Source organism: Methylobacterium thuringiense (genome assembly GCF_022179645.1).
GTDB classification, from domain to species: Bacteria; Pseudomonadota; Alphaproteobacteria; order Rhizobiales; family Beijerinckiaceae; genus Methylobacterium; species Methylobacterium thuringiense.
In genome coordinates this window covers 42,918-63,668 of sequence record NZ_BPRA01000009.1, presented here as the reverse complement: position 1 = coordinate 63,668, position 20,751 = coordinate 42,918, and the positions used below count along the sequence as shown (strand labels likewise).

Below are 20,751 nucleotides of genomic sequence, written 5' to 3'. Positions count from 1 at the left end.
CGCCCCGTGCAAAGCCTCGTCGCCATCGTCGTCGCGCACGACAGCGCCGAGGTTCTGCCGGACTGTCTGGCGGCTTTGGCCCGCGAGGGCGTGCCGGCGATCGTCGTGGACAATGCCAGCCGCGATGCCTCCGTGCGGATCGCGCGCGCGGCCGGGGCTCGGGTTGTCGAAAACCCACGCAACGAAGGCTACGGCCGCGCCAACACTCTCGGCGTGCGGGCGGCGGAGGGCGCGACCCACGTCCTGATCCTCAACCCCGACCTGGTCCTGCAACCCGGTGCGGCTGCCGCCCTGCTGGCAGCTTCGAAAAAATGGCCGGATGCGGGGCTGCTCGCGCCGCGCATCGTCGAGCCGGACGGGCGCTTCTTCTACCAGCCGCGCTCGCTGCTCGCGCCGTATCTCACCAATCCGCGCGGCGTGCGCAGCCTGCCCGAGGGCGACGCCTGTGCGCCGTTCCTCTCCGGCGCCTGCCTCATGGCCGAGCGAAAGCTCTTCCTCGACCTCGGCGGTTTCGACCCAAAAATCTTCCTGTTCTACGAAGATGACGACCTCTGCCGCCGCGTCGCTGACGCCGGCCGTGCGCTGGTCCACGTGCACGAGGCCGTGGCGCTGCACGGGCGCGGGCGCTCCTCGGCGCCGGAGCGGGGCCGGGTGTTTCGCACGCGCTGGCATCAGGCCTGGTCGCGCGCCTATGTCAGCCGAAAATACGGCCTGCCTGATCCCAGCCTCGGCATGCTCGCGGTGAACGCACCGAAAGCCCTGCTCTCCGCCCTCGTCTTCCGCCGCTCGGGCGTGGAACGCTACGGTGGCTCGGCGGCCGGCGCTTTTGCCGCTTGGCGCGGTCGTGCTGCCCTGTCCCGTGAAAACCTCGAAAAGGCCGGCGGATGAGCGCGCCGACCATCGCCGAGGCGATCGCCCGCCCGCACAACGCCTTCTCGGCCATGCGGCTCGCCCTGGCGCTGGCCGTGGTCGTCTCGCACGCCTTCAGCGTGGCGACCGGCGACCCCGCCGCCGAGCCGCTGGCCCGCGCCACCGGCTTCGCCCTGGGCGAGCACGCGGTGAACGGCTTCTTCGCCGTGTCCGGCTTCCTCGTGACCATGAGCATGGACCGGCGCGGGGCGCGCGACTACGTCATCGCCCGCGCCCTGCGCATCCTGCCGGGCTTGGTCGCCGCCACGCTGCTGGTCTCGCTGGTGCTCGGCGCGGCGCTGACCCGGCTGCCGCTGGCAGAATACTATGCCGCGCCGGAGCTGCGCCGCTTCATCCTCGGCACGCTGACGACCTTCAAGAGCAATGCCGCCCTGCCGGGCCTGTTCGAGGCCAATCCCTATCGCAGTCCCCTCGGCACGGTCTGGACCCTGAAATACGAGACCCTGTGCTACTTCGGCGTCCTCGTCTCCGGCGTTCTGGGACTCCTGCGGGTCCGCTGGCTGTCGCTGGCCCTGGTCGCCGGGTTGGCCGTCGCCCTCGTCGCGGCCCAGATCGCGCATCCCGACCTGCCCAAGGGCACCGAGACGGCATTCCGTCTGCCGATGATCTTCGCGGGCGGCGGCGCGCTCTATCTCTGGCGCGACCGGGTGCGGCTTTCGCCCTGGTGGCTCCTCGCCCTCCCCGCCGCCCTGCTCCTGCAGGGCACGCCGCTCTACCGGAGCGCGCTCTTCCTCACAGAGGCCTATGCGGCGATCGGAATCGCGCTGCTGCCGGCGCTGGGCCGGCCGCGCCTCGATCCGCCGGCCGACCTGTCCTACGGCGTCTACCTCTACGGCTGGCCGATCCAGCAGGTGCTGCACGCGTTCTGGCCGCAGGGCTCGGGCTGGGCGCTGCTCGGTCCCTCGATCATCCTGGCGCTCGGCGTCGCCGCCCTGTCCTGGTACGCCATCGAGAAGCCGGCGCTCGGCCTGAAGGCGCGCGCACTCGGCCGGCGCACGCTCGGCACCATCGAGCCGGCGGGACCGTGACGGCCCTGGCGCCGACGGCCGCCATCGCCCTCGCGGTGCGCCTGCTCGAAGAGGCGGGGTTTGCGGTCTCCGCTCGCAATGAACGCGGCGACAGCGTCTATTGCCGGAGCGGGGCCGACGCACTGGCGATCAGGATATCGAACCACGCCCGGACGCCGAAGCAGCGCCAAAAACACCCGGATGTGGCGACGAGCCTCGTCTTCCGTGCACCGAAGACGCCCGAGCAGGTCGCGGTGATGGTGGAGGCGGCGCAGCGCGCGTGCCGCGCGGCGGGTGGCCGCCCGAGCTGCCCCGTTACGTCGAGCGCCGGCGGCTGATATCTAGGCATTTATTGACATATTTAGGTATATTTGCTAGCTGCGATCGGACTTGCTCGCCTATGAAGGGCTGGATCCGATGTCGCTGTCTTCCGGTCACCGCCGCGATCTGAACGAAATCCGCGCGAGCCTCGCCGGGCTGACCGTCGAGACCAAGCTGCTCCGGATCGGGTGGCTGCTCTCGCAGAAATACGACCCCGATCAGCCGCGCGAACCGGCCGGCCAGCTCGGCGGCGGGCGCTGGACGTCCGGCGACCCGACCGCCGCCGGGCCGCTCGCCGCAGGCGACGATCCCGAGACCACCGGATCGATCGGCGGCGGCTCCGCTCCATCGACGACGCAGGAGGAGGTCGTGACGGCGGACGGTTCGCGCGTCCTCTCGATCCGCATCCGCAGCAACCCGCACGCCGAGTGGGACGAGCAGCACACGGTCACGGCGCCGGATGGCACGCGCACGGTCTTCGAGACGTCCGGTCTGACGCAGACGATTCGGGATGGCGGGAGCGGGGAGATTTTGAGCCGCAGCAGGCTGACGACCAGCGGAGCCGAGCCGGAGGCATTCTTCCAGTCGGCGCGGGCGCCTCAGCGTCTTCCGCGCGAACTCAAGCGCCTTAGCGATCGGATCCTGCAAGCTGCGATTTCGCTTTTCACGACGGAAGCGATTCGAAGGAACAGAGACGGCACGGCGATCTTCGCCGCACCGGCGAGCGAGTACATCCCTGGCGATGCGTTCAACGACCGTGCGATGTGGGTCGGTGCGGTCAGTCAGAGGGAGCTGGACCGACTCTGCCCGCGCAATGCGGAAATCCAGGCGCTGGCGAAATCAACCGCAGCAGAAGTCCGTGCATTAGGAGGGTATGGTACTGAGCAAAATTTTGGGAATATAGTTCATAGGATTATCGCACATAAGATCAAAAGCATGAAAGACCCTGGTTTGATTGCTGAGGTTTCTTATGCCGCAGAGACAGGTATAGGTGTCCACTACAGTAGCGGGCAATCTATACGACTGGATGTCTTGGAGCCCGTGCGTCCATCGACCGTCTGCGTATATGATCACAAGATGGGGAAGGCCATTCTCAGGGCCGTCCGCGCGGTGGATATTATTACTGCAATACAGAAACATTATCCTGGTATGAGAAATTACATTATGATTGAGGTACTCGAAAAATGACGACTCGGCACCAAATCGAAAAAATCTACAAGCCAATAATTGAATCAGAAAAGAATATAATCAGAATAAGTTCTGGTCTGATCTGCAGGAAGCCGGTTCGACATTTCGTTCTTGGCATATTTATAGAAAGGACTTCTGATAAAGATCGTTGCGATCCATGGTTGACAGTAATGGCTCTTTTTCTTCCAAAAATAAATCCTGATTTTGCTTTCGGAACATATATCGAACATCTGCAAAGGCCGGAGACATCTTCGCAGGAATCGTGGCTATGGTCCGATCCCGCAATGATCGCCGATGCAATCGCGGTGATCGAAACGGAGGTGCTGCCGAAGTTGGAGGTCTACGGGACGCCCGAAGGCTATGTGACCCTCCCCCCAAGAGAGCATACAATTCATTACGAACCCCTAGAGGATCGCATGCTCGCCCTTATCGCGGCGGGCGATCTCGATGCCGCGCGGACGATTTGGCACGAGAAGGAACCCAAATACCGCGGCAAGACCTACCACCCGGATTCGCTTCCGCATCGCTGGCAGATGCAACTCACCGTCGTGGCGGAACCCCTTCTGGCCGGCGACCGCCGGGCGCTCGCCCGGATCCTGCACGGGTGGGAGGCGGCCAATGTCCGCGGCACCAAGATCGAGCCCTACTGGGAACCGACGCCGTTTCCCCTCGAAGCCGGCCTCGGCTAACCTGGAACCTGCGTGCCGCCCTCGACCGAATCCTTACGGCTCACCCTCTCGCGCTTCCGCGGATACGGCGTCTCGCCCCGCTCCAACATCGCCACGAAGCCCGCGATACGCCGGGCGCGCGTCTCCGGCTTCTTCGCCTCCTGAACCCGGTAGAGGATCGCGTAGCGGTTCGTGCGGTCGAGGGTCGCGAAGGCCTGCTTCGCCTCCGGGGATGCGTCGAGCGCAGCGATGAGGTCCTCGGGCACCTCGGCCCGGCTCGCCGGCGCGTAGGCCGCCTCCCAGCGGCCGTCAGCCTGGGCCGCCGCGATCTCGGCGAGACCGGTCTCGCGCATCCGGCCGGCGGCGATCAGCGCCTGCGCCGCCGCGCGGTTGACCTCCGACCATGTCGAGCGCGGACGGCGCGGGGTGAAGCGGACCAGCCAGGACTGCTCGTCGTAGGGCGCGGCCTGCCCGTCGATCCAGCCGTGGCAGAGCGCACCTTCGATCGCTTCGAGCCGCGTCACGCTGGCGACGCCGGAGCCCTTTTTCGCGATCCGGAGCCAAAGCCCCGGCGCGGTGCGCGGTATGGTGGCGAGCCACGCCTCCCACTCACGCGGCGAGGCGAAGGCGCGGATCGGGAGCCCGGCCCTCTCCTCCCGCACCGGCGGAGGCCTAACCGGCGTCGCGAAGATACGGCTCGACCGGACCCTTCAGCTTCACCGTCATCGGGTTGCCGGCGCGGTCGAGCGTCTTGCCGGCCGAGAGGCGGACCCAGCCCTCGCTGACGCAGTATTCCTCGACATTGGTCTTATCGACGCCCTTGAAGCGGATGCCGATGCCGCGCTCCAGCAGCGCCTCGTCGTAATACGGGCTGTTCGGGTTGACCGAGAGGCGGTCGGGAAGGGCGGGGGCGGCTTCGGGCGTGTCGGTCATGGTCGAGCTCGGGTCGGTCTGAATCGCATCGGGGTAAGGGATTCACCCCGCCGCCGCAACGCCGCGCGCCTCGGCCGCCGCAGCGATCACCGCGTCGGCCTGACCGCTGGAGAGCAGCGGCACCAGCCGGCTCACGGTCGCGTGCGGCAGGTCCCACCACGCGGCCGCGACGAGCCGGGCCGCCGTCGCCTCGTCGAAGCGCCGCCGCACGATCTTCGCGGGGTTGCCGGCGACGACCGCGTAGGGCGGCACGTCGCGGGTCACCACGGCGCGGGCCGCGACCACGGCGCCGTGCCCCACGCTGACGCCGGACAGGATCATGCAGCCCGAGCCGAGCCAGACGTCGCTGCCGATCGTCACGTCGCCGCGCGAGGCGTGGTAATCCTGCGGCGCCTCCGAATCGGGCCAGAGCCCCGCCATCGCGGCGAAGGGGTAGGTCGAGACCCAGTCGAGCCGGTGGTCGCCGCCGAGCAGGATCTCGACCTTGTCGGCGATGGAGCAGTAGCGCCCGATCGTCAGCCGGCGGCCGGATTCGGGGAACCGGACCTTCGGAAAGCCGTAGGAATAGGCCCCTATCGAGAAATTCCAGCGCCGCGCTAGCTTCGCCATATGGAGGCGCGTCTCGTTGTGCGGGTTGCGCCCCCGCCTCAGCCGTTGCAACAGATTATTCAAAGGCGCGGTCCGGTGAGAATCACGCGTATTCCAGGAGAGGAAGCGAAGGTCATGGCCGACAACATGTCCGAGGACCTCAAGGCTGGAGCGCTCGTCTACCACCGCCTGCCCAAGCCCGGAAAGCTGGAGATCCAGGCGACCAAGCCGCTCGGCAACCAGCGCGACCTGGCGCTGGCCTATTCGCCCGGCGTCGCGGCGGCCTGCGAGGCCATCGCCGCCGACCCGCAGGAAGCGGCGACGCTGACGATCCGCCAGAACCTCGTCGCCGTGCTGACCAACGGCACCGCGGTGCTCGGCCTCGGAAATATCGGCCCGCTGGCCTCGAAGCCCGTGATGGAGGGCAAGGCGGTCCTCTTCAAGAAATTCGCCGGCATCGACGTGTTCGACATCGAGGTCGACCAGAACGACGTCGACAAGCTCGTCGACGTGGTCTGCTCGCTGGAGCCGACCTTCGGCGGCATCAACCTCGAGGACATCAAGGCGCCGGAGTGCTTCGAGGTCGAGGAGCGCTGCCGGGCGCGGATGAACATCCCGGTCTTCCACGACGACCAGCACGGCACCGCGATCATCGTCGCCGCGGCCGTGCTCAACGGGCTCGAACTCGCCGGCAAGACCCTCTCCGACGTCCGCATCGTGACCTCGGGTGCCGGCGCGGCGGCTCTCGCCTGCCTCAACCTCCTCGTTTCGCTCGGCGCGCGGGTCGAGAACATCACGGTCACCGACATCAAGGGCGTGGTCCATACCGGCCGCACCGAGCTGATGGACCGCTGGAAGGACGTCTACGCCAAGGACACCGAGGCGCGGACGCTCAGTGAGGTCATCCCCGGCGCCGACGTGTTCATTGGCCTCTCGGCCGGCGGCGTCCTGAAGCCCGAATACCTGGAGAAGATGGCCGAGAAGCCGCTGATCATGGCGCTGGCCAACCCCTATCCCGAGATCATGCCCGACCTCGCCCAGGAGAAGCGGCCGGACGCGATGATCTGCACCGGGCGCTCGGACTTCCCCAACCAGGTCAACAACGTCCTCTGCTTCCCCTACATCTTCCGCGGCGCGCTCGACGTCGGCGCGCGGGCGATCAACGAAGAGATGAAGAAGGCTGCGGTGAAGGCCATCGCCGCCCTCGCCCGCGAGGCGCCCTCCGACGTCGTCGCCCGCGCCTATGGCGGCGAGGCGCGGCCGTTCGGCCCGCAATCGCTGATCCCGAGCCCGTTCGATCCGCGCCTGATCCTGCGCATCGCCCCGGCCGTGGCCCAGGCGGCGATGGATTCGGGCGTCGCCGGGCGGCCGGTCGAGAACATCCACGCCTACGCCGAGTCGCTTGACCGCTTCGTCCACCGCTCGGGCTTCATCATGAAGCCGCTGTTCTCGAAGGCGAAGGCCGACCCGAAGCGCGTGATCTACACCGAGGGCGAGGACGAGCGCGTGCTGCGCGCCGCCCAGGCCATCGTCGAGGACGGCGTCGCCCGTCCGATCCTGGTCGGCCGCCCGCGGGTGATCGAGGTGCGCGTCAAGCGCTTCGGCCTGACCCTGCGCCAGGGCGAGCATTTCGACCTGATCGATCCCGATGACGATCCGCGTTACCGCGACTACGTCGCGACCTATCTCGAGGTCGCCGGCCGCAAGGGCATCACCCCGGACCTCGCCCGCACGCTGGTGCGCACCAACACCACGGTGATCGGCGCCCTCGCCGTGCGCCGCGGCGAGGCCGACGCGCTGATCTGCGGCCTCGAAGGGCGCTTCGACACCCGGCTCCGGGTGATCCGCGACATCATCGGCCTCGCGCCGGGCGTGCTCGACCTCGCCGCGATGAGCCTGATCGTCACCAAGAAGGGCGCGTTCTTCCTCGCCGACACCCATGTCCGCCAGGATCCGAGCGCCGAGGAGATCGCCGACATGGCGATCGCTTGCGCCGGCCATGTCGGCCGCTTCGGCCTGACCCCGAAGATCGCGCTGCTGAGCCACTCGGATTTCGGCCAGTCCGACGATCCCGCGTCTAGGAAGATGCGCCGCGCCCTCGAGCTGATCCAGGCCCGCGACCCGAAGCTTCAGGTCGACGGCGAGATGCAGGCGGATTCCGCCCTCTCCGAGATTCTTCGTGACAGGGTTCTGCCGGGGTCGCGCTTCAAGGGCGCGGCCAACGTCCTGGTCTTCCCGAACCTGGATGCGGCCAACATCGCCTTCCAGTTCGCCAAGATCCTGGCCGACGCGCTCCCCGTCGGCCCCCTCCTGATCGGCCCGGCCAAGCCCGCCCACATCCTGACGCCCTCGGTGACGGCCCGCGGCATCGTCAACGTCACGGCGGCGGCGGTGGTCGAAGCCCAGGCGAGCCAGCGGCTGGCGACGCTGCAGGCGGGCGAGCCGGGGGCGGCGCTGGTGACGGAATAGGCGGGCTGGCGCCTCGACGTCGAATGTCTTCGAACGCGAGCATCACACCGCCCGCTCCAGCTCCAGCAACCCCGCCCCGATCGCGAGCCAGACCAGATGCGCGTCCGTCCGCGCGCCGATCTTGGCCTTGATGCCGTAATGGTAGTTCTGCACGGTCTTGGGGCTGATGTTGAGCTGCCGGGCGATGCTGTCGGTGGTTTCGCCCGAGGCGACCAGCCGCAGGATCTCGACTTCGCGGGTGCCGAGGTCGCGGATCACGGCGTGGCCGCTCGACAGGCGGTCGGCGGCGATCTCGCGGGTGATGTCCTCAGATAGCGCCCGGCCGCCGCGGGCGACCGTGCCGACGGCGCGGACGAGTTCGGACGGGGCGCTGCTCTTGGTGACGTAGCCCGAGGCGCCGGCCTCGAAGGCTTTCAGCGCGAAGGCTGCGCCGCCGTGCATCGTGAAGACCAGAACCCGGGCATGCGTGTCCCATTGCCGGATGTGGCGCAGGGCCTCGATGCCGCTCGGGCCGGGCAGCGAGATGTCCATGACGACGATGTCGGGGGTATGCAGCTTGTAGGCGCGATAGGCGCCGGCCGCGTCCTCGGCCTCGGCGACGACGCGGGTGCCGGGCTGGCGCTCCAGCAGCAGCCGGTAGCCTTCGCGCACCACGGGATGGTCGTCGACGAGGAGGATCGAGAGGCCGGTCACGCAGCGGCCGCGACGGCGGGGACGAGCCGCGGACCCCTGAGCGGGATCACCGCGGCGATGCGCAGGCCGTGTTCGGCCCTGGCGATCGAGAGGCTTCCGCCCAGCGAGGCGATGCGCTCGCGGATGCCGAGGATGCCGCGGCCGGTGGTGCCGTCGAGACGGGCCGGATCGCCGCCGCCCTCGTCCTCGACGGTGAGGCGCAGCCCGCCCTCGGCCGCGCCGGCATGCTCGATCGTCAGCCGCACCTCGGCGGGGCGGCCGTCGGCGCGCGGACGGCCGTGGCGGGCGGCGTTGGTGAGGCATTCCTGGGCGATGCGGTAGACGCTGACGGCCGCCTGCGCCGGCACGGCGGCGAGGTTGCCGGCGACGTCCAGGCGGAAGACCGAGCGCGGTTGGCCAAGATGTCGGCTTCTGGCGTTCCAGCCCGAGACGAGCTGGGCGAGGCTCGCCTCCAGGCCGAGCTCGTTGATGTCCTGGCTGCGCAGGCGCGACAGGGCCTCCTTGAGGCTCCCCATCATCCGGGCCGTCACCCGCGAGACCGAGCGGGCCTGGGTGGCGAGATCCGGCCGGTCGGGTTCGGCGCCGGCCTCGATCGCGGCGGCCAGCGCCGCGGTCGCGGTGAGGCACTGGCCGAACTCGTCGTGCAGGTCGCGGGCGAGCGCCCGGCGCTCCTCCTCCTGGACTTGGAACAGGCGCTTGGTGAGGGCGGCGCGCTCGGCGGTGGTGCGGGCGAGGCGGCCGGCAAGGTCCTCGACCGCGCGGCCGATATGGCGGAACTCCGCCGTGGCGAAGGCCGGAAGGCGCGGCCCGAATTCGCCGGCCTCCAGCCGGCGCAGGGCACGGGCGATGGTGCGGGCCGGCATCACGGCGTGGCCGATCAGCAGCGCCGCGAGCAGGCCGATCCCGGCCGCCATGGCGGCGGCGATGCCGGTGACGATCCGCACCTGCCCCCAGACCTGCCGCAAAGCCGCCGCCGGATCCGGCGCGGCGGTGATCGTGCCCGCCCTGAGCTGGCGCACCGTCAGGGGCACGCTCACCGAGGGATGCGCGCCGAAGGCCGTCTCGTAGACGCCGGCGAACCAGGCCGGCGGGCTCGCACCGACGCCCTCGACCTGGCTGCACAGCGGCTTCGCGCCCTGCACGGCGCTCGTGAGCGTGATGCAGATGCCGGGGGAGATGACGCGCAGCGTCTGCACGGCCTGCCATTCGGGCAACGGCAGCAGCGGCGCCTTCTCCATGCCGTCGCGCCAGAGCAGCTGGCGCCAGTACAGCACCGAGAGGTCGCGGGCGACGCGGGCGGCCGAGGCCTCGGTCTCGGCCCGGATGCCGTTCTTGGCGTCCCAGACGATCCAGCCGACCGCGCAGGCGAGACAGAGCAGCACCACGCCGACGAGGCGCAGGATCAGATGAGCCAACAGACGCATGGCGGCCTCCCCGGGATCGTGAGCGAGTTGGAGCGGGCCGTGACGGCCTTGGCAAGGCCGCGTCGGGGCCTTCGGTCAAATTGCCCGGCGGTAGGCGGGCACCCTGCCCTGTCGGCTACGGCTCCGCGCGGCGAGGTTCTGCGAGCCGAAACGGAGACGCCGATGCGACTGCCCCGCTTCATCCAGGTCTGGTTCGCCCTCGACCTGCTCCTGGCCCTGCTGCCGCCGCTGCACTGGCATCTCGGCGTGGCGGAGCCGGTGCTCGGGATGCCGTGCACCCTCGCCTACCTCTGGGGCGCGAGCCTGTTCATCGCGGCGAGCGTCGTCGCGGCCTATTTCGCCGATCCCGCGCGCGCCGTGGAGCGTTGACCCAATGGGCATCCTCGTCACCTACGGCGCGCTGGCGCTGTTCTTCGCCGCCGTCGTCCTCATCCTGCAGCGTTCCTACGTCGCCGACCGGAATTTCGCGGATTTCACAGTGGCCGGCCGCTCCTTCGGCGGCTTCTTCCAGGCGATGGCGTTCTTCAACACCTACCAGCCGGGCACGGTCTTCCTCGGTGCCTTCGGCTTCATCGTCGGCAACGGAGTCGTCGGCCTCGGCGTCTCGACCATGCTCGCGCCGGTGGTCATGTACCTGATGGCACAGCGGGTCTGGACCTGGGGCGCCCGCCACGACCTCAAGACGCAGCCCGACCTGATGGCGCTCCGCTACGGCTCGCGGGGGATCCGCGTGGTCGCGGCGCTGATCGGCGTGCTCGGGCTGTTTCCATGGATGGTGCTGGGGATGCAGTCCCTCGGCGCGGTGTTCTATGCCCTCGGCCTCGGACATCTTGGCTTCACCACTTCGGTGATCCTCGGCGTCGCGGTGATGTCGCTGCGCCAGGTCTGGACCATCCGCATGGGCATGCGCGGCATCGTCATCTCCGACGTCTTTCAGGGCATCGTCGCCTACATCGTCGGCAGCGGCCTGATGATCGGCCTCATCGTCTGGCTATTTTCGCAAGGGGCCTCGCTCGATGCCGTGCCGGCGACGAAGCTCGCCCTGCCGGGTGCGAACTCGGACGTGCCGCTGCTGTTCTTTTCGCTGACGCTCTTGCCGCTGCTCTGCTCGCTGTGCTGGCCGGACCTGTTCATCCGGCTCTACACCGGCTCCGGCGTCGAGGCGGTGAAGCGCTCCTCGGCCTATTGCGCGCCGCTGTCACTGGTCTTCGTCACGAGCCTCGGCTTCCTGGCGCTGCTGGCCTCCTCGCGCCCCGACGTGCTGGCGAGCCCGGAGACGGCGTGGTTCACGCTGAACCAGGCGGCCGGGGGCGTGCCGCTGCTGGCGCTCGCCGGCGTCATCGTGTTCGCGGCCTCCATGGGCAACATCGACGCCACCGTGCAGTCCATGGGCGCGCAGATCGCCAACGACGTGGTGCATCCCTACCGGCTCCTGAGCGAGCGCGGGCTCATGCTGACCTCCCAGATCGCCATAGCCGCTATCACCGCCCTCTCGGCCGTCATCGCCTGCCTGCCCCTGCCCTCGCTGTTCTCGATCGGCCTGTTCGCCTTCCAGGTGATGGTGCAGATTGCGGTACCGCTCTACCTCGGCATTTTCTCGAAGGCCGGCAACGCCGCCGGCGCTCTCACGGGCATGCTCGCCGGCATCGCGGTCGTGGCTGTGCTGCAACTGCTCTATCCGCTCGGCGTCCCCTGGGCCTGGGGCCTGACCTCCGGCTTCGTCGGGCTGATCGTCAATCTCGCGATTTTCTTGGGGGCGGCCGCATTGCTTCCCCGGAGCGCCGCCGAGCAGGCTCGGCTCGACACGCTGTTCGGCGAGGGCGGCAGCCCGTCCGCTGCGACCGATGCCGGACAGGGTCTGAGGGTTCGGCCGGCCTGACGACCTTGGTCGCTTGCGGGGAGTCGCGTCCTGTTCCAGGATCGCGGGTCCCCGTAAACCGGTGGCGCCCGGCCGCGCCGATCGAAAGCGCCCGATGACCCCTCCGCCGTGCCCGATCACCGGCGAGCCGGCGATCCGCCTCGTGCAGTGGGTCGGCGCCGGGTTCCTCGCCGACCTCTGGCGCATCACCCTGCGCGTGGACGCGCTGCCGAGCTTCAAGGGCACGACGCGCTTCGGGTTGTGGGAATCGGCGACGGGTCTCTACTTCTTCGACCCGATGCTGGAGGGCGATGCGGGATTCTACAGGTCGCTCTACGAGCGGCTGAGCAGCCGTTACTACCCGCGCGAGGGCCATCCGCGCTCCGAGTTCACCCTCGCCGCACGCCATATCCGCCCGAACGAGCGCGTCCTCGACGTCGGCTGCGGCTTCGGGGCCTTTCGCCATGCGGTGCACCACGCGCGCTATACCGGCCTCGATCCGCATTTCTCCGGCGAGCCCGGATCTGAGTGGGCCCGCATCGAGACGCTGACCGATCACCTCGCGGCCCATGCCGGCGCCTATGACGCCTGCACCGCGTTCCAGGTCCTCGAACATGTCGAGAACCCGGTGGCGATGCTCGGGACCATGATGCGGGCGGTCCGGCCCGGTGGGCGCGTCATCATCGGCGTGCCGCACGTGCCGGCGGCCCACACCAGGATTCCGAACTACCTGATCAACGCCGTGCCGCACCACCTGACCTGGTGGACTGCGGACGCGCTGACGGCGATCGCGGCCCGCGTCGGCCTCGTGAACGCGACGGTCGAGACGGCGCCCTGGGCCGATGTCGACGGACTGGTCTACTGGATGGCGCGCTGCTCGCCGGTGAAGTGCCGGGACCGGCACTACCGGCATTCCTGGGCCTGGCATGCCTCCACCGTGATCGGCTTCCTCGGCGGCTACGCGATGTGGACGATCAAGCCGACACCGAAGACGACGGACGAGGGCGCGTCGCTGCTGCTCGTGGCCGACACGCCGGCCGGATAGGCGGTCTCCCGACTGCGAAGCGGGTCACCGACCCTGGCCCGGCCGGAAGCGTTCGGCGACGGCGATGCCGCCGAGGACCAGGGCGAGGGCGGTCGCCTGCGTCGCGCCGAAGGGCTCGTCCAGGAGCATAACCGCGAGGCCTGCGCCGAAGACCGGTACGAGGTTCACGAACAGGCCGGCGCGGTTCGGTCCGATCAGCTCGACGCCGCGGATGAAGAAGAGCTGCGCGGCCAATGTCGGGCCGATCGCGACGAAGGCGACGACGGCCCAGCCCTTCGCGGTCGGCCAGATCAGGTGGCCGGCCGCCCATTCGACGGCGAGCGGCGGCAGCGAGGTGACGAGCGCCGTCGCGGCGATCGCCGTGAAGAAGGCCAGTCCCGCCACTCTGGGCCGGGAGGCCAGCCCCACGGTGTATCCGGCGTAGAACAGGCAGGCGGCGAGCATCAGCCCGTCGCCGAGATTGAACGAGAAGGTCCGCAGCACGCTCCAGTCGCCATGCGTCGCCGCCACGCCCGCGCCCATCAGAGTGATCGCTGCGCCGACGGCCTGTCCGCTGGTTACCGGTGTCCGGCTGACGAAAAAGTTCATCAGCATGACGAGCACGGGGATCGAACCCTGGAACAGGGCGACGTTGGTCGCGCTCGTATAGGTGCCGGCGAGGTAGAACAGGCTCGCATAGGCGGTGAAGCCGCTGGCGCCCATGGCGAACAGATAGACCGGCCGGCGCGCCAGCAGGCGCCAGTCCTCGGCCGACTGGCGCGGCGCGATCAGTGCGAGCACGGCGAAGCCGATCGCCCAGCGCAGCGTCGTCAGCACCTGCGGCGAGACCTCCCCCGTCGCCCATTTGCCGGCCACCGCGTTGCCCGCCCACATCAGCGTGGTCAGGACCAGCATGGAGTAGGCGAGCGCTGCCGGGTTGGAGCGGGCGGGGACAGGTAGGCTGGTGTGGGACTCCACGATCGCCTCGGCATGGTGGGACGCATTTTGACGAAAGCGATCGACCTAATAAGGTTGCCGGAATGTTCTCCGTCAACAAGGTCGCGCCGCTTTATGGGCCCCGAGGATAACGAACCGGTTCACTTGGTCGAGGAGCCGGAAACCGGCGATCGCTTTCTCGTGTACGCAACCGACAAAGGCCTTCGGCTGGACATCCGGTTTGTGGGCGAGGCGCTCTGGATGACGCAGGGGCAGATCGCTCAGCTTTTCGGTCGCGACGTCTCGACCATCTCCCGGCACATTGCCAACGTGTTCGAGGAGAAAGAGCTCGACGAATCGGCTTCTTTGCAAAAAGTGCAAACAACCACCGGTCGTCCGGCGTCCCTTTACAGCCTGGATATGGTCATCTCGGTTGGCTACCGTGTCTCCTCGGCGCAAGCAACGTTGTTCCGGCGATGGGCAACCGGCGTTCTGGTTCAATTCGCCAAGAAGGGTTTCGTGGTCGACGCACCACGTCTGAAGCAGCCCGACAACGCCGATCGGATCACGGAACTACGCGAAATCATTCGCGATATCAGGTCCGATGAGGCGAATGTCTACCGTGAGCTGCGTCAGATCTGCGCACTTTGCCGAGATTACGATGGAACGACAGCTGCCGCGAGAGAATTTTATCAGCATACGCAAGCGAAACTTGTTTACGCAGTAACCTCGCATACGCCAGCGGAAATCGTATCGACAAGAGCCGACCATTCTGCCGATAACATGGGCTTACAAGCTTGGCCAAATGATAGCATCAGAAAGGCCGATGTAAGTGTCTCGAAAAATTATCTCACGGAAAGGGAAATCAGAGAACTTAATAGACTTACAACAATATTGTTAGATATATTTGAAGACCAATTAGATCTAGGTAGAATTTTAATAATGGAAGACGCGAGAAGCCTTTTGGTTCGACAGCTGCAACAACTGGGTCGCGCTATTCTCCGGGCAGGCGGTCGCGTGAAGGCCTTGGATGCGAAGCGCCTGGCGGAGCAAGAATACGATCAGTTCGATTATCGGCGTAAGTTGGAACGTCAGCGGGAAGCGGACGAACGGATTTCCGCACTTGCAAAAGAGGCCAAAGCCCTCGGCAGGATACCGCGCAAGTAGAGAACCCCGCCGCCTTTGTCCGATCGCGGCAGAGCGCGTCTGGCCGCTGAGCCCCTATCGCATCTGCCCCGCCGGGCGAAGTGACCAGTTCGCGCGCGAAGAAGAGCTATCGCCGGACCGGCCGGTCGTCCCAGCGGATCGCCGGATCGTATTTGCGACAGCCCGCGATCATATCCTCCGGCGGCTTGCGCTCGACCCGGCTGCCGGAAAAGCCCTCCAGCACTTCCCAGCTATCGCTGTGGGAGAGAAAGTCTTGCAGGCGTTCCGGTGGCTTTGGCTCGGAAGGGGCGAGGCAGCCCCTTCGGCAAGGGCGCCGGAAGCTGCCGGGATCGCCCCAAGAGGATGAGCGCCGATCGTCCCGTCACGCGCCCGCCTTCCACAGCGACCATGCACTGCCCTCATTCCTACTCGCGGTCGCAGCGGAGGACGATGCGGTCCGCTGCCGTGAGGCTCAAGCCTGCCCGCGCCAGTCCCGGATATCGACGAAGCGGCCGGCCACCGCCGCCGCCGCCGCCATGGCCGGGGAGACGAGATGCGTGCGCCCGCGATGGCCCTGGCGGCCCTCGAAGTTGCGGTTCGATGTGGAGGCGCAGCGCTCCAGCGGGCTCAGCCGGTCGGCGTTCATGCCGAGGCACATCGAGCATCCGGGCTCACGCCAGTCGAAGCCGGCCTCCTTGAGGATGCGGTCGATGCCCTCGGCCTCGGCCTGCGCCTTCACCAAACCCGAACCCGGCACCACCATCGCCGAGATGCTCTCGTGCACCTTCCGGCCCTCGACCATCTGCGCGACGATGCGCAGATCCTCGATGCGGCCGTTGGTGCAGGAGCCGATGAAGATGCGGTCAAGGGTGATGTCGGTCATCCGCGTGCCGGGGGTCAGGCCCATATAGGCGAGTGCTTGCTCCTTCGACTGCCGTTTGTTCTCGTCGGCGATGACGGCCGGGTCCGGCACCACGCCCTGGATCGAGACCACGTCCTCCGGGCTGGTGCCCCAAGAGACGATGGGCGGGAGGCTGGCCGCATCGAGCCGCACCTCGCGGTCGAAATGCGCGCCTTCGTCGGTGACGAGGCTTTCCCAATAGGCCCGCGCCTTGGCGAAAGCCGCGCCTTGCGGCGCCTTCGGCCGGCCCTCGACATAGGCGAAGGTGGTGGCGTCCGGCGCGACGAGGCCGGCCCGTGCGCCGCCTTCGATCGACATGTTGCAGATCGTCATCCGGCCTTCCATCGAGAGGGCGCGGATGGCCTCGCCGGCATATTCGATGACGTGGCCGGTGCCGCCGGCGGTGCCGATCTCGCCGATGATCGCGAGCACGATGTCCTTGGCGCTGACATGCGGCGGCAGGGTGCCGTCGACCGTCACGCGCATGTTCTTGGCCTTGCGCTGGATCAACGTCTGCGTGGCGAGCACGTGCTCGACCTCCGACGTGCCGATGCCGTGCGCGAGAGCCCCGAAGGCCCCGTGGGTCGAGGTGTGGCTGTCGCCGCAGACGATGGTCTGGCCGGGCTGGGTGAAACCCTGTTCGGGGCCGATGATGTGGACGATGCCCTGGCGCCGGTCGAGGGCGTCGTAGAACTCGATGCCGAAGTCGCGCACGTTCTCGGCCAAGGCCTCGAGCTGCGTGCGGCTCTCGGGATCCTCGATGCCCTTGGAGCGGTCCGAGGTCTGGACGTTGTGGTCCACCACCGCGAGCGTCTTTTCGGGAGCGCGCACCTTTCGGCCGGCGACGCGCAGTCCTTCGAACGCCTGGGGGCTCGTCACTTCGTGGACGAGGTGGCGGTCGATGTAGAGCAGCGTGTTGCCGTCCGGCAGGGTCTCGACGACGTGGTCGTCCCAGATCTTGTCGTAGAGGGTGCGGGGAGCGGTCATGGCGCTGTCGGTCGAAGGGCTGCGGGTGTCGGCCTCGCGGCGCGACTGATCGCGCGCACGGACTGGGATCGTTCCAGATCCCATCTAGTAGCGCTCCCGAGCGCGTTTCGGAAGAGGCCGGCTGTCATGCTCGACCGCGATGCCTGCAGCCGAAACTCAGGCTGGGTCGAAGCGCTGCTGGATTGTCCGTCGGCGAAATCACACGCTACAGTCGAGCCAAGAACACGCTCGGAGCCTCCGAGGGAGTGATGTCGAGACCGCTTGAGGCCTTCACGTTCCCTCACCGCCCGGTGATCGATCCGTTGGAGCACGGGACAACACCGCGCGCGTCGCTGGCGACCGCGATCCGCCGGGCCGTGGCGGCGCTCGGCTGGCGGCGCCGGACGGACGGGCATTGGGTGTTTCCGCTCGAGGCGGACGCGACGATCCCCGCCGACTACGTGCTGCTCCAGCACTATCTCGACCGGATCGACGAACCGCTGCAGGCGCGGATCGGCACCTATCTGCGACGCATTCAGGCAGACGAAGGCGGCTGGCCGATGCATCCGGGCGGCCGCTTCGACCTGTCGGTGAGCGTGAAGGCCTATTTCGCCCTCAATGGCGCCGGCTGACGGATCGAGCGGGGAGCAGGCCATGGATCGACGTTCTCTCCTGCGGGCCGGCGGTGCTGCCGGCTTGCTCCTCGCCCTGACCGCGTCCGCCCTTCGGGCCGAGGAGGCCAAACCGCTGCATCGCATCGCCCTCCAGGTCAGCTCCGCCGATCCGGCGCTGATGAATCTCGCCCTCACCAACATCGTGAACATCGCCAAGCACTACGCGGGCACGGGCGACAGCGTGGCCATCGACCTGACGGCGTTCGGGCCGGGTTACGCGATGGTGCGGGCGGATACCTCGCCGGTGAGGGCGCGGATCGCCGAGATCAGGCAGCGCTATCCGTTCGTGCGGTTCTCCGCCTGCCAGAACGCCCGGCGGGCCATGGCCGAGGCGGAGGGGAAGACGCCCGACGCGATCCCGCAGATCGCGGAGGCCGACGACGTCCCGGCCGGCGTCGTGCATCTCAGCGAGTTGCAGGAGCAGGGCTGGTCCTACCTGCGACCTTGACGCTCTCCCGAGCGGCTGCGCTGGACCGCCATGCAGCCCGGCGCTAAGCCGGCGGGAACCGCCATACGGGACTCCAGGCCAGTGCCCGATACCTCCGCGCCCGACATCCTGACGATCCGCCACCTGCAGCCCGACATCGTCGAGGCACTCGATGCCCGGTTCCGGATGAACCGCCTCGATCAGGCGCCCGACCGTGAGGCGTTCTTGAACGAGATCGGTCCGCGCATCCGCGGTCTCGCCGTCGGCTCCCAGACCGTGGTCGATGCCGCCTTGTTCGAGCGGCTGCCCAATCTCGAAATCGTCTCGAATTTCGGCGTCGGTTACGACACCATCGACGCGCTCGAGGCCGGACGGCGCGGCATCGTCGTCACCAACACGCCCGACGTTCTCTCCGACGAGGTCGCCGACCTGGCGCTCGGGCTGCTGTTGGCCACCGTGCGCCAGATCCCACAGGTCGACCGCTACCTGCGGGCCGGCCGCTGGCCGGAAAAGCCCTACCCGCTCACCGCAACCCTACGCGAGCGCCGGGTCGGCATCCTCGGGCTCGGCCGGATCGGGCAGGCAATCGCCCGGCGTCTCGAAGGCTTCGATGTCGCGATCCACTACCACGGCCGCAGCAGGAAGCCCGGCGTCGCCTACACCTACCACACTACCCTGATGGGGATGGCGAAGGCCGTCGACGTGCTGATGGTGGTGGCGCCCGGCGGACCCGGCACCGACGGCATGGTCGACGCCGCGGTGCTGGCGGCGCTCGGGCCGGACGGAATCGTGATCAACGTCGCCCGCGGCAGCATCATCGACGAGGCGGCACTGGCCGAGGCGCTGAGATCCGGCACGATCCACAGCGCCGGGCTGGACGTCTTCGCCAAGGAGCCGCACGTCTCGCCCGAACTCCTCGCCCTCGATCACGTCGTGCTGCTGCCTCATGTCGGCTCGGGCTCGGTCCACACGCGGAGGGCCATGGGCCGGCTGCTCGTCGACAACCTCGTCGCCTGGTTCGACGGCAAGGGGCCGCTGACGCCGGTGCCCGAGACGCCGTGGAGCCGCGGAGCATGATCCGCGGCTCGGCTGCCGGGCTCGCAATCCTGATCGCCGCCTGCCTGTCCCTGCAGGCACAGGAGACGCCGTTGCGCGGCGACGAGACGCCGGCAGCCGTGCCCGAGGTGCCGCCGACGCAGGCCGCTCCTCCCGTTTCTCCGCTCAAGACCCTGCCGGAAACCCTCGGGGACGCCGTCGGGATGTGGGACATGTCCCTCGACGGCAGCAACCGGCGCTGCGAGTTGACGCTCTCGGCCGATAGCGGGCCGGACGGCCGCGTGCTGCGTTTTCCCGCCGGTTGCCGGCGGGCGCTGCCGATCCTGTCCGAAGCGGCCGGTTGGCTGTTTGCCGAGAAGGGCATCCGCATCGTCGACCGCAACGTGCGACCGGTGATCACCTTCACGCCGCGTGCCGACCAGGGGAGCCTCGGCGGCCAGGCCGAGCACGGCGGCACCTACAGCCTCGTTCCGCTTCAGACGCTGGCGATGCTTCCGCCCCCGCCCGCGGTCGAGCCTGCAGCGCCGGACGGCGCCGTGGGCTCGAGTCTTTCCGACGTCGCACCGTCTCGCGACATTCCAGGCTCTCAGCCGGTACTGGGGGCGGGCATGCTCGCCAACCGGGAGGTGACCACCCGTGCCGAGTCGCAGGCCGGCCCGCGGCAGGACCGTTCCGGCCGGCCGGCCGTCGGGACCTACGCCCTCGACCGTTTCGCCGAGAAGGACGTCTGCCGGATCGCCCTGGAGTCCCGTCCTCCTGCCGCGAAGGCGGAGCGTGAGCCGATCAAGGAGCTTTCACCCGCCCGCATCCTGCCGGGCTGCCGCGACGGCGGCATCGCGACGTTCGATCCGGTCTCGTGGCGCTACGCCAGCGGCCACCTGACCCTGAAGGCGCGGCGCGGCCACGCCATCAACCTCGTCCCCACCGGCGAGGGAAGCTGGCGGCGCGATCCCGACACCGGCACGACGCTGGTGCTGCGCAAGGTCGAGCCTTGAACGACGAAGGGGAAGCGACGACGCTTCCCCTCTCGGTTTCCGCTCGGGGCGGCGGCTCGATCGGCCGGATGGTCCCTTGTGGACCGAACGCCGCCGCTCAGCGGTCTCGCAGGACCAGGTAGAGGGCGTGGATCGAGCCCGGGAGATAGAACAGCAGGCAGAGCAGGATGTTGAGCAGGAACTGCAGGCCGAAGCCGTTCGTCATCAGCACGGAGATCGGCGGCAGGAAGAATGCGATCAGGACTTGTACGAGTGTCGACACGATGGCTCCGCGCAAGAGGGTCGTCGCCAGAACGCAAGCCTGGGCATTCGGTTCCCATGGCGTCGGTCTGTCGATTTCGGTGGGCTCGAGTCCATGAACGGTCAGCCGGTTCACGGACGGTCTCGTCGCGCGCGGCGATACGGACGTGTCGGGCAACGACGGTAACCGCTGCCTCTCGCCGAAAGGGCGCGATACGCTCGTGCCCCTTCGATGATGCCCTGCCAGCAACTCTGACGCTTCGCCGCGATATGCCGGCTCGCCACAGGTCCCATTTCGCGACCGGTT

Annotated in this window: 22 protein-coding genes; 14 read left to right on the top strand and 8 right to left on the bottom strand. The window is 68.2% G+C overall.

Annotated elements, in window-relative coordinates; genetic code table 11:
- Positions 1–6: 6 nt before the first annotated feature.
- From MFF07_RS10755 to MFF07_RS10735, 5 genes are all read left to right on the top strand, one after another.
- Positions 7–888: a glycosyltransferase family 2 protein gene (locus tag MFF07_RS10755; protein WP_147818490.1), complete on the top strand. Its 882-nt coding sequence runs from the start codon at positions 7–9 to the stop codon at positions 886–888.
- Positions 885–1,958, top strand: coding sequence for an acyltransferase family protein (locus tag MFF07_RS10750; RefSeq protein ID WP_147818491.1), 1,074 nt, complete (start codon positions 885–887; stop codon positions 1,956–1,958). Before MFF07_RS10755 ends, MFF07_RS10750 begins: the two co-directional genes overlap by 4 nt.
- Positions 1,955–2,275, top strand: a complete 321-nt coding sequence (locus MFF07_RS10745; protein WP_147818492.1) for a hypothetical protein — start codon at positions 1,955–1,957, stop codon at positions 2,273–2,275. The genes MFF07_RS10750 and MFF07_RS10745 overlap by 4 nt, the downstream gene beginning before the upstream one ends.
- 52 nt (positions 2,276–2,327) lie before the next feature.
- Positions 2,328–3,446, top strand: a complete 1,119-nt coding sequence (locus MFF07_RS10740) for a hypothetical protein (protein WP_147818493.1) — start codon at positions 2,328–2,330, stop codon at positions 3,444–3,446.
- A 284-nt stretch (positions 3,447–3,730) separates the two neighbouring features.
- The gene (locus MFF07_RS10735; protein ID WP_147818494.1) at positions 3,731–4,135 is read left to right on the top strand and encodes a hypothetical protein; all 405 of its coding nucleotides are present in this window, start codon (positions 3,731–3,733) and stop codon (positions 4,133–4,135) included.
- Here the strand turns inward: MFF07_RS10735 and MFF07_RS10730 are convergent.
- The 3 genes from MFF07_RS10730 to MFF07_RS10720 are packed head-to-tail and all read right to left on the bottom strand — an operon-like array spanning position 4,132 to position 5,707.
- On the bottom strand, positions 4,132–4,776 hold the full coding sequence (locus tag MFF07_RS10730; RefSeq protein WP_147818495.1) for a YdeI/OmpD-associated family protein: 645 nt from the start codon (positions 4,774–4,776) through the stop codon (positions 4,132–4,134). The genes MFF07_RS10735 and MFF07_RS10730 overlap by 4 nt on opposite strands.
- 10 nt (positions 4,777–4,786) lie before the next feature.
- Entirely contained in the window at positions 4,787–5,047 is a 261-nt protein-coding gene (locus MFF07_RS10725; RefSeq protein WP_147818496.1) for a DUF3297 family protein, read from the bottom strand.
- Positions 5,048–5,089: 42 nt separating this feature from the next.
- Entirely contained in the window at positions 5,090–5,707 is a 618-nt protein-coding gene (locus MFF07_RS10720; RefSeq protein WP_147818500.1) for a CatB-related O-acetyltransferase, read from the bottom strand.
- 63 nt (positions 5,708–5,770) lie between these two features.
- Between MFF07_RS10720 and MFF07_RS10715 the strand changes: the two genes are divergently transcribed.
- Complete coding sequence (locus MFF07_RS10715) at positions 5,771–8,104, top strand: NADP-dependent malic enzyme (protein WP_147818497.1); 2,334 nt, start codon at positions 5,771–5,773, stop codon at positions 8,102–8,104.
- 42 nt (positions 8,105–8,146) lie between these two features.
- Here the strand turns inward: MFF07_RS10715 and MFF07_RS10710 are convergent, their stop codons facing one another.
- Together MFF07_RS10710 and MFF07_RS10705 are read right to left on the bottom strand one after the other, a co-directional pair.
- A complete protein-coding gene (locus MFF07_RS10710) occupies positions 8,147–8,797 on the bottom strand; it encodes a response regulator (RefSeq protein ID WP_147818498.1) in 651 nt (216 codons plus the stop codon).
- Positions 8,794–10,221, bottom strand: coding sequence for a sensor histidine kinase (locus MFF07_RS10705; protein ID WP_238231878.1), 1,428 nt, complete (start codon positions 10,219–10,221; stop codon positions 8,794–8,796). Before MFF07_RS10705 ends, MFF07_RS10710 begins: the two co-directional genes overlap by 4 nt.
- A gap of 162 nt (positions 10,222–10,383) precedes the next feature.
- Between MFF07_RS10705 and MFF07_RS10700 the strand changes: the two genes are divergently transcribed.
- The 3 genes from MFF07_RS10700 (at position 10,384) to MFF07_RS10690 (ending at position 13,124) form a co-directional block, all read left to right on the top strand.
- Entirely contained in the window at positions 10,384–10,590 is a 207-nt protein-coding gene (locus MFF07_RS10700; RefSeq protein WP_147816770.1) for a hypothetical protein, read from the top strand.
- Positions 10,591–10,594: 4 nt separating this feature from the next.
- Positions 10,595–12,100, top strand: coding sequence for a sodium:solute symporter family protein (locus MFF07_RS10695; protein ID WP_147816771.1), 1,506 nt, complete (start codon positions 10,595–10,597; stop codon positions 12,098–12,100).
- Between the two features lie 94 nt (positions 12,101–12,194).
- Positions 12,195–13,124: a class I SAM-dependent methyltransferase gene (locus tag MFF07_RS10690; RefSeq protein ID WP_147816772.1), complete on the top strand. Its 930-nt coding sequence runs from the start codon at positions 12,195–12,197 to the stop codon at positions 13,122–13,124.
- Between the two features lie 24 nt (positions 13,125–13,148).
- On the opposite strand, the gene MFF07_RS10685 is transcribed toward MFF07_RS10690, so the two are convergent.
- Positions 13,149–14,018, bottom strand: coding sequence for a DMT family transporter (locus MFF07_RS10685; protein WP_147816803.1), 870 nt, complete (start codon positions 14,016–14,018; stop codon positions 13,149–13,151).
- Between the two features lie 75 nt (positions 14,019–14,093).
- Here MFF07_RS10685 and rhuM point away from each other — a divergent pair, with 75 nt between their 5' ends.
- Positions 14,094–15,206, top strand: a complete 1,113-nt coding sequence (rhuM, locus tag MFF07_RS10680) for a RhuM family protein (protein ID WP_238231876.1) — start codon at positions 14,094–14,096, stop codon at positions 15,204–15,206.
- Between the two features lie 451 nt (positions 15,207–15,657).
- Here rhuM and leuC read toward each other — a convergent pair whose 3' ends face one another.
- Positions 15,658–17,073: a 3-isopropylmalate dehydratase large subunit gene (gene leuC, locus MFF07_RS10675; RefSeq protein WP_147816773.1), complete on the bottom strand. Its 1,416-nt coding sequence runs from the start codon at positions 17,071–17,073 to the stop codon at positions 15,658–15,660.
- A gap of 248 nt (positions 17,074–17,321) precedes the next feature.
- On the opposite strand from leuC, the gene MFF07_RS10670 reads away from it, so the two are divergent.
- The 4 genes from MFF07_RS10670 (at position 17,322) to MFF07_RS10655 (ending at position 20,204) form a co-directional block, all read left to right on the top strand.
- On the top strand, positions 17,322–17,684 hold the full coding sequence (locus MFF07_RS10670; protein ID WP_147816774.1) for a prenyltransferase/squalene oxidase repeat-containing protein: 363 nt from the start codon (positions 17,322–17,324) through the stop codon (positions 17,682–17,684).
- A 22-nt stretch (positions 17,685–17,706) separates the two neighbouring features.
- Positions 17,707–18,174 carry a DsrE family protein gene (locus MFF07_RS10665; RefSeq protein WP_147816775.1) on the top strand — a complete coding sequence of 156 codons (468 nt, stop codon included), beginning with the start codon at positions 17,707–17,709 and terminating at the stop codon, positions 18,172–18,174.
- A gap of 81 nt (positions 18,175–18,255) precedes the next feature.
- Entirely contained in the window at positions 18,256–19,230 is a 975-nt protein-coding gene (locus tag MFF07_RS10660; RefSeq protein ID WP_238231875.1) for a 2-hydroxyacid dehydrogenase, read from the top strand.
- A complete protein-coding gene (locus MFF07_RS10655; protein WP_147816777.1) occupies positions 19,227–20,204 on the top strand; it encodes an AprI/Inh family metalloprotease inhibitor in 978 nt (325 codons plus the stop codon). The genes MFF07_RS10660 and MFF07_RS10655 overlap by 4 nt, the downstream gene beginning before the upstream one ends.
- A 97-nt stretch (positions 20,205–20,301) precedes the next feature.
- Here the strand turns inward: MFF07_RS10655 and MFF07_RS10650 are convergent, their stop codons facing one another.
- On the bottom strand, positions 20,302–20,466 hold the full coding sequence (locus tag MFF07_RS10650; RefSeq protein ID WP_147078374.1) for a YqaE/Pmp3 family membrane protein: 165 nt from the start codon (positions 20,464–20,466) through the stop codon (positions 20,302–20,304).
- Between the last annotated feature and the right edge of the window lie 285 nt (positions 20,467–20,751).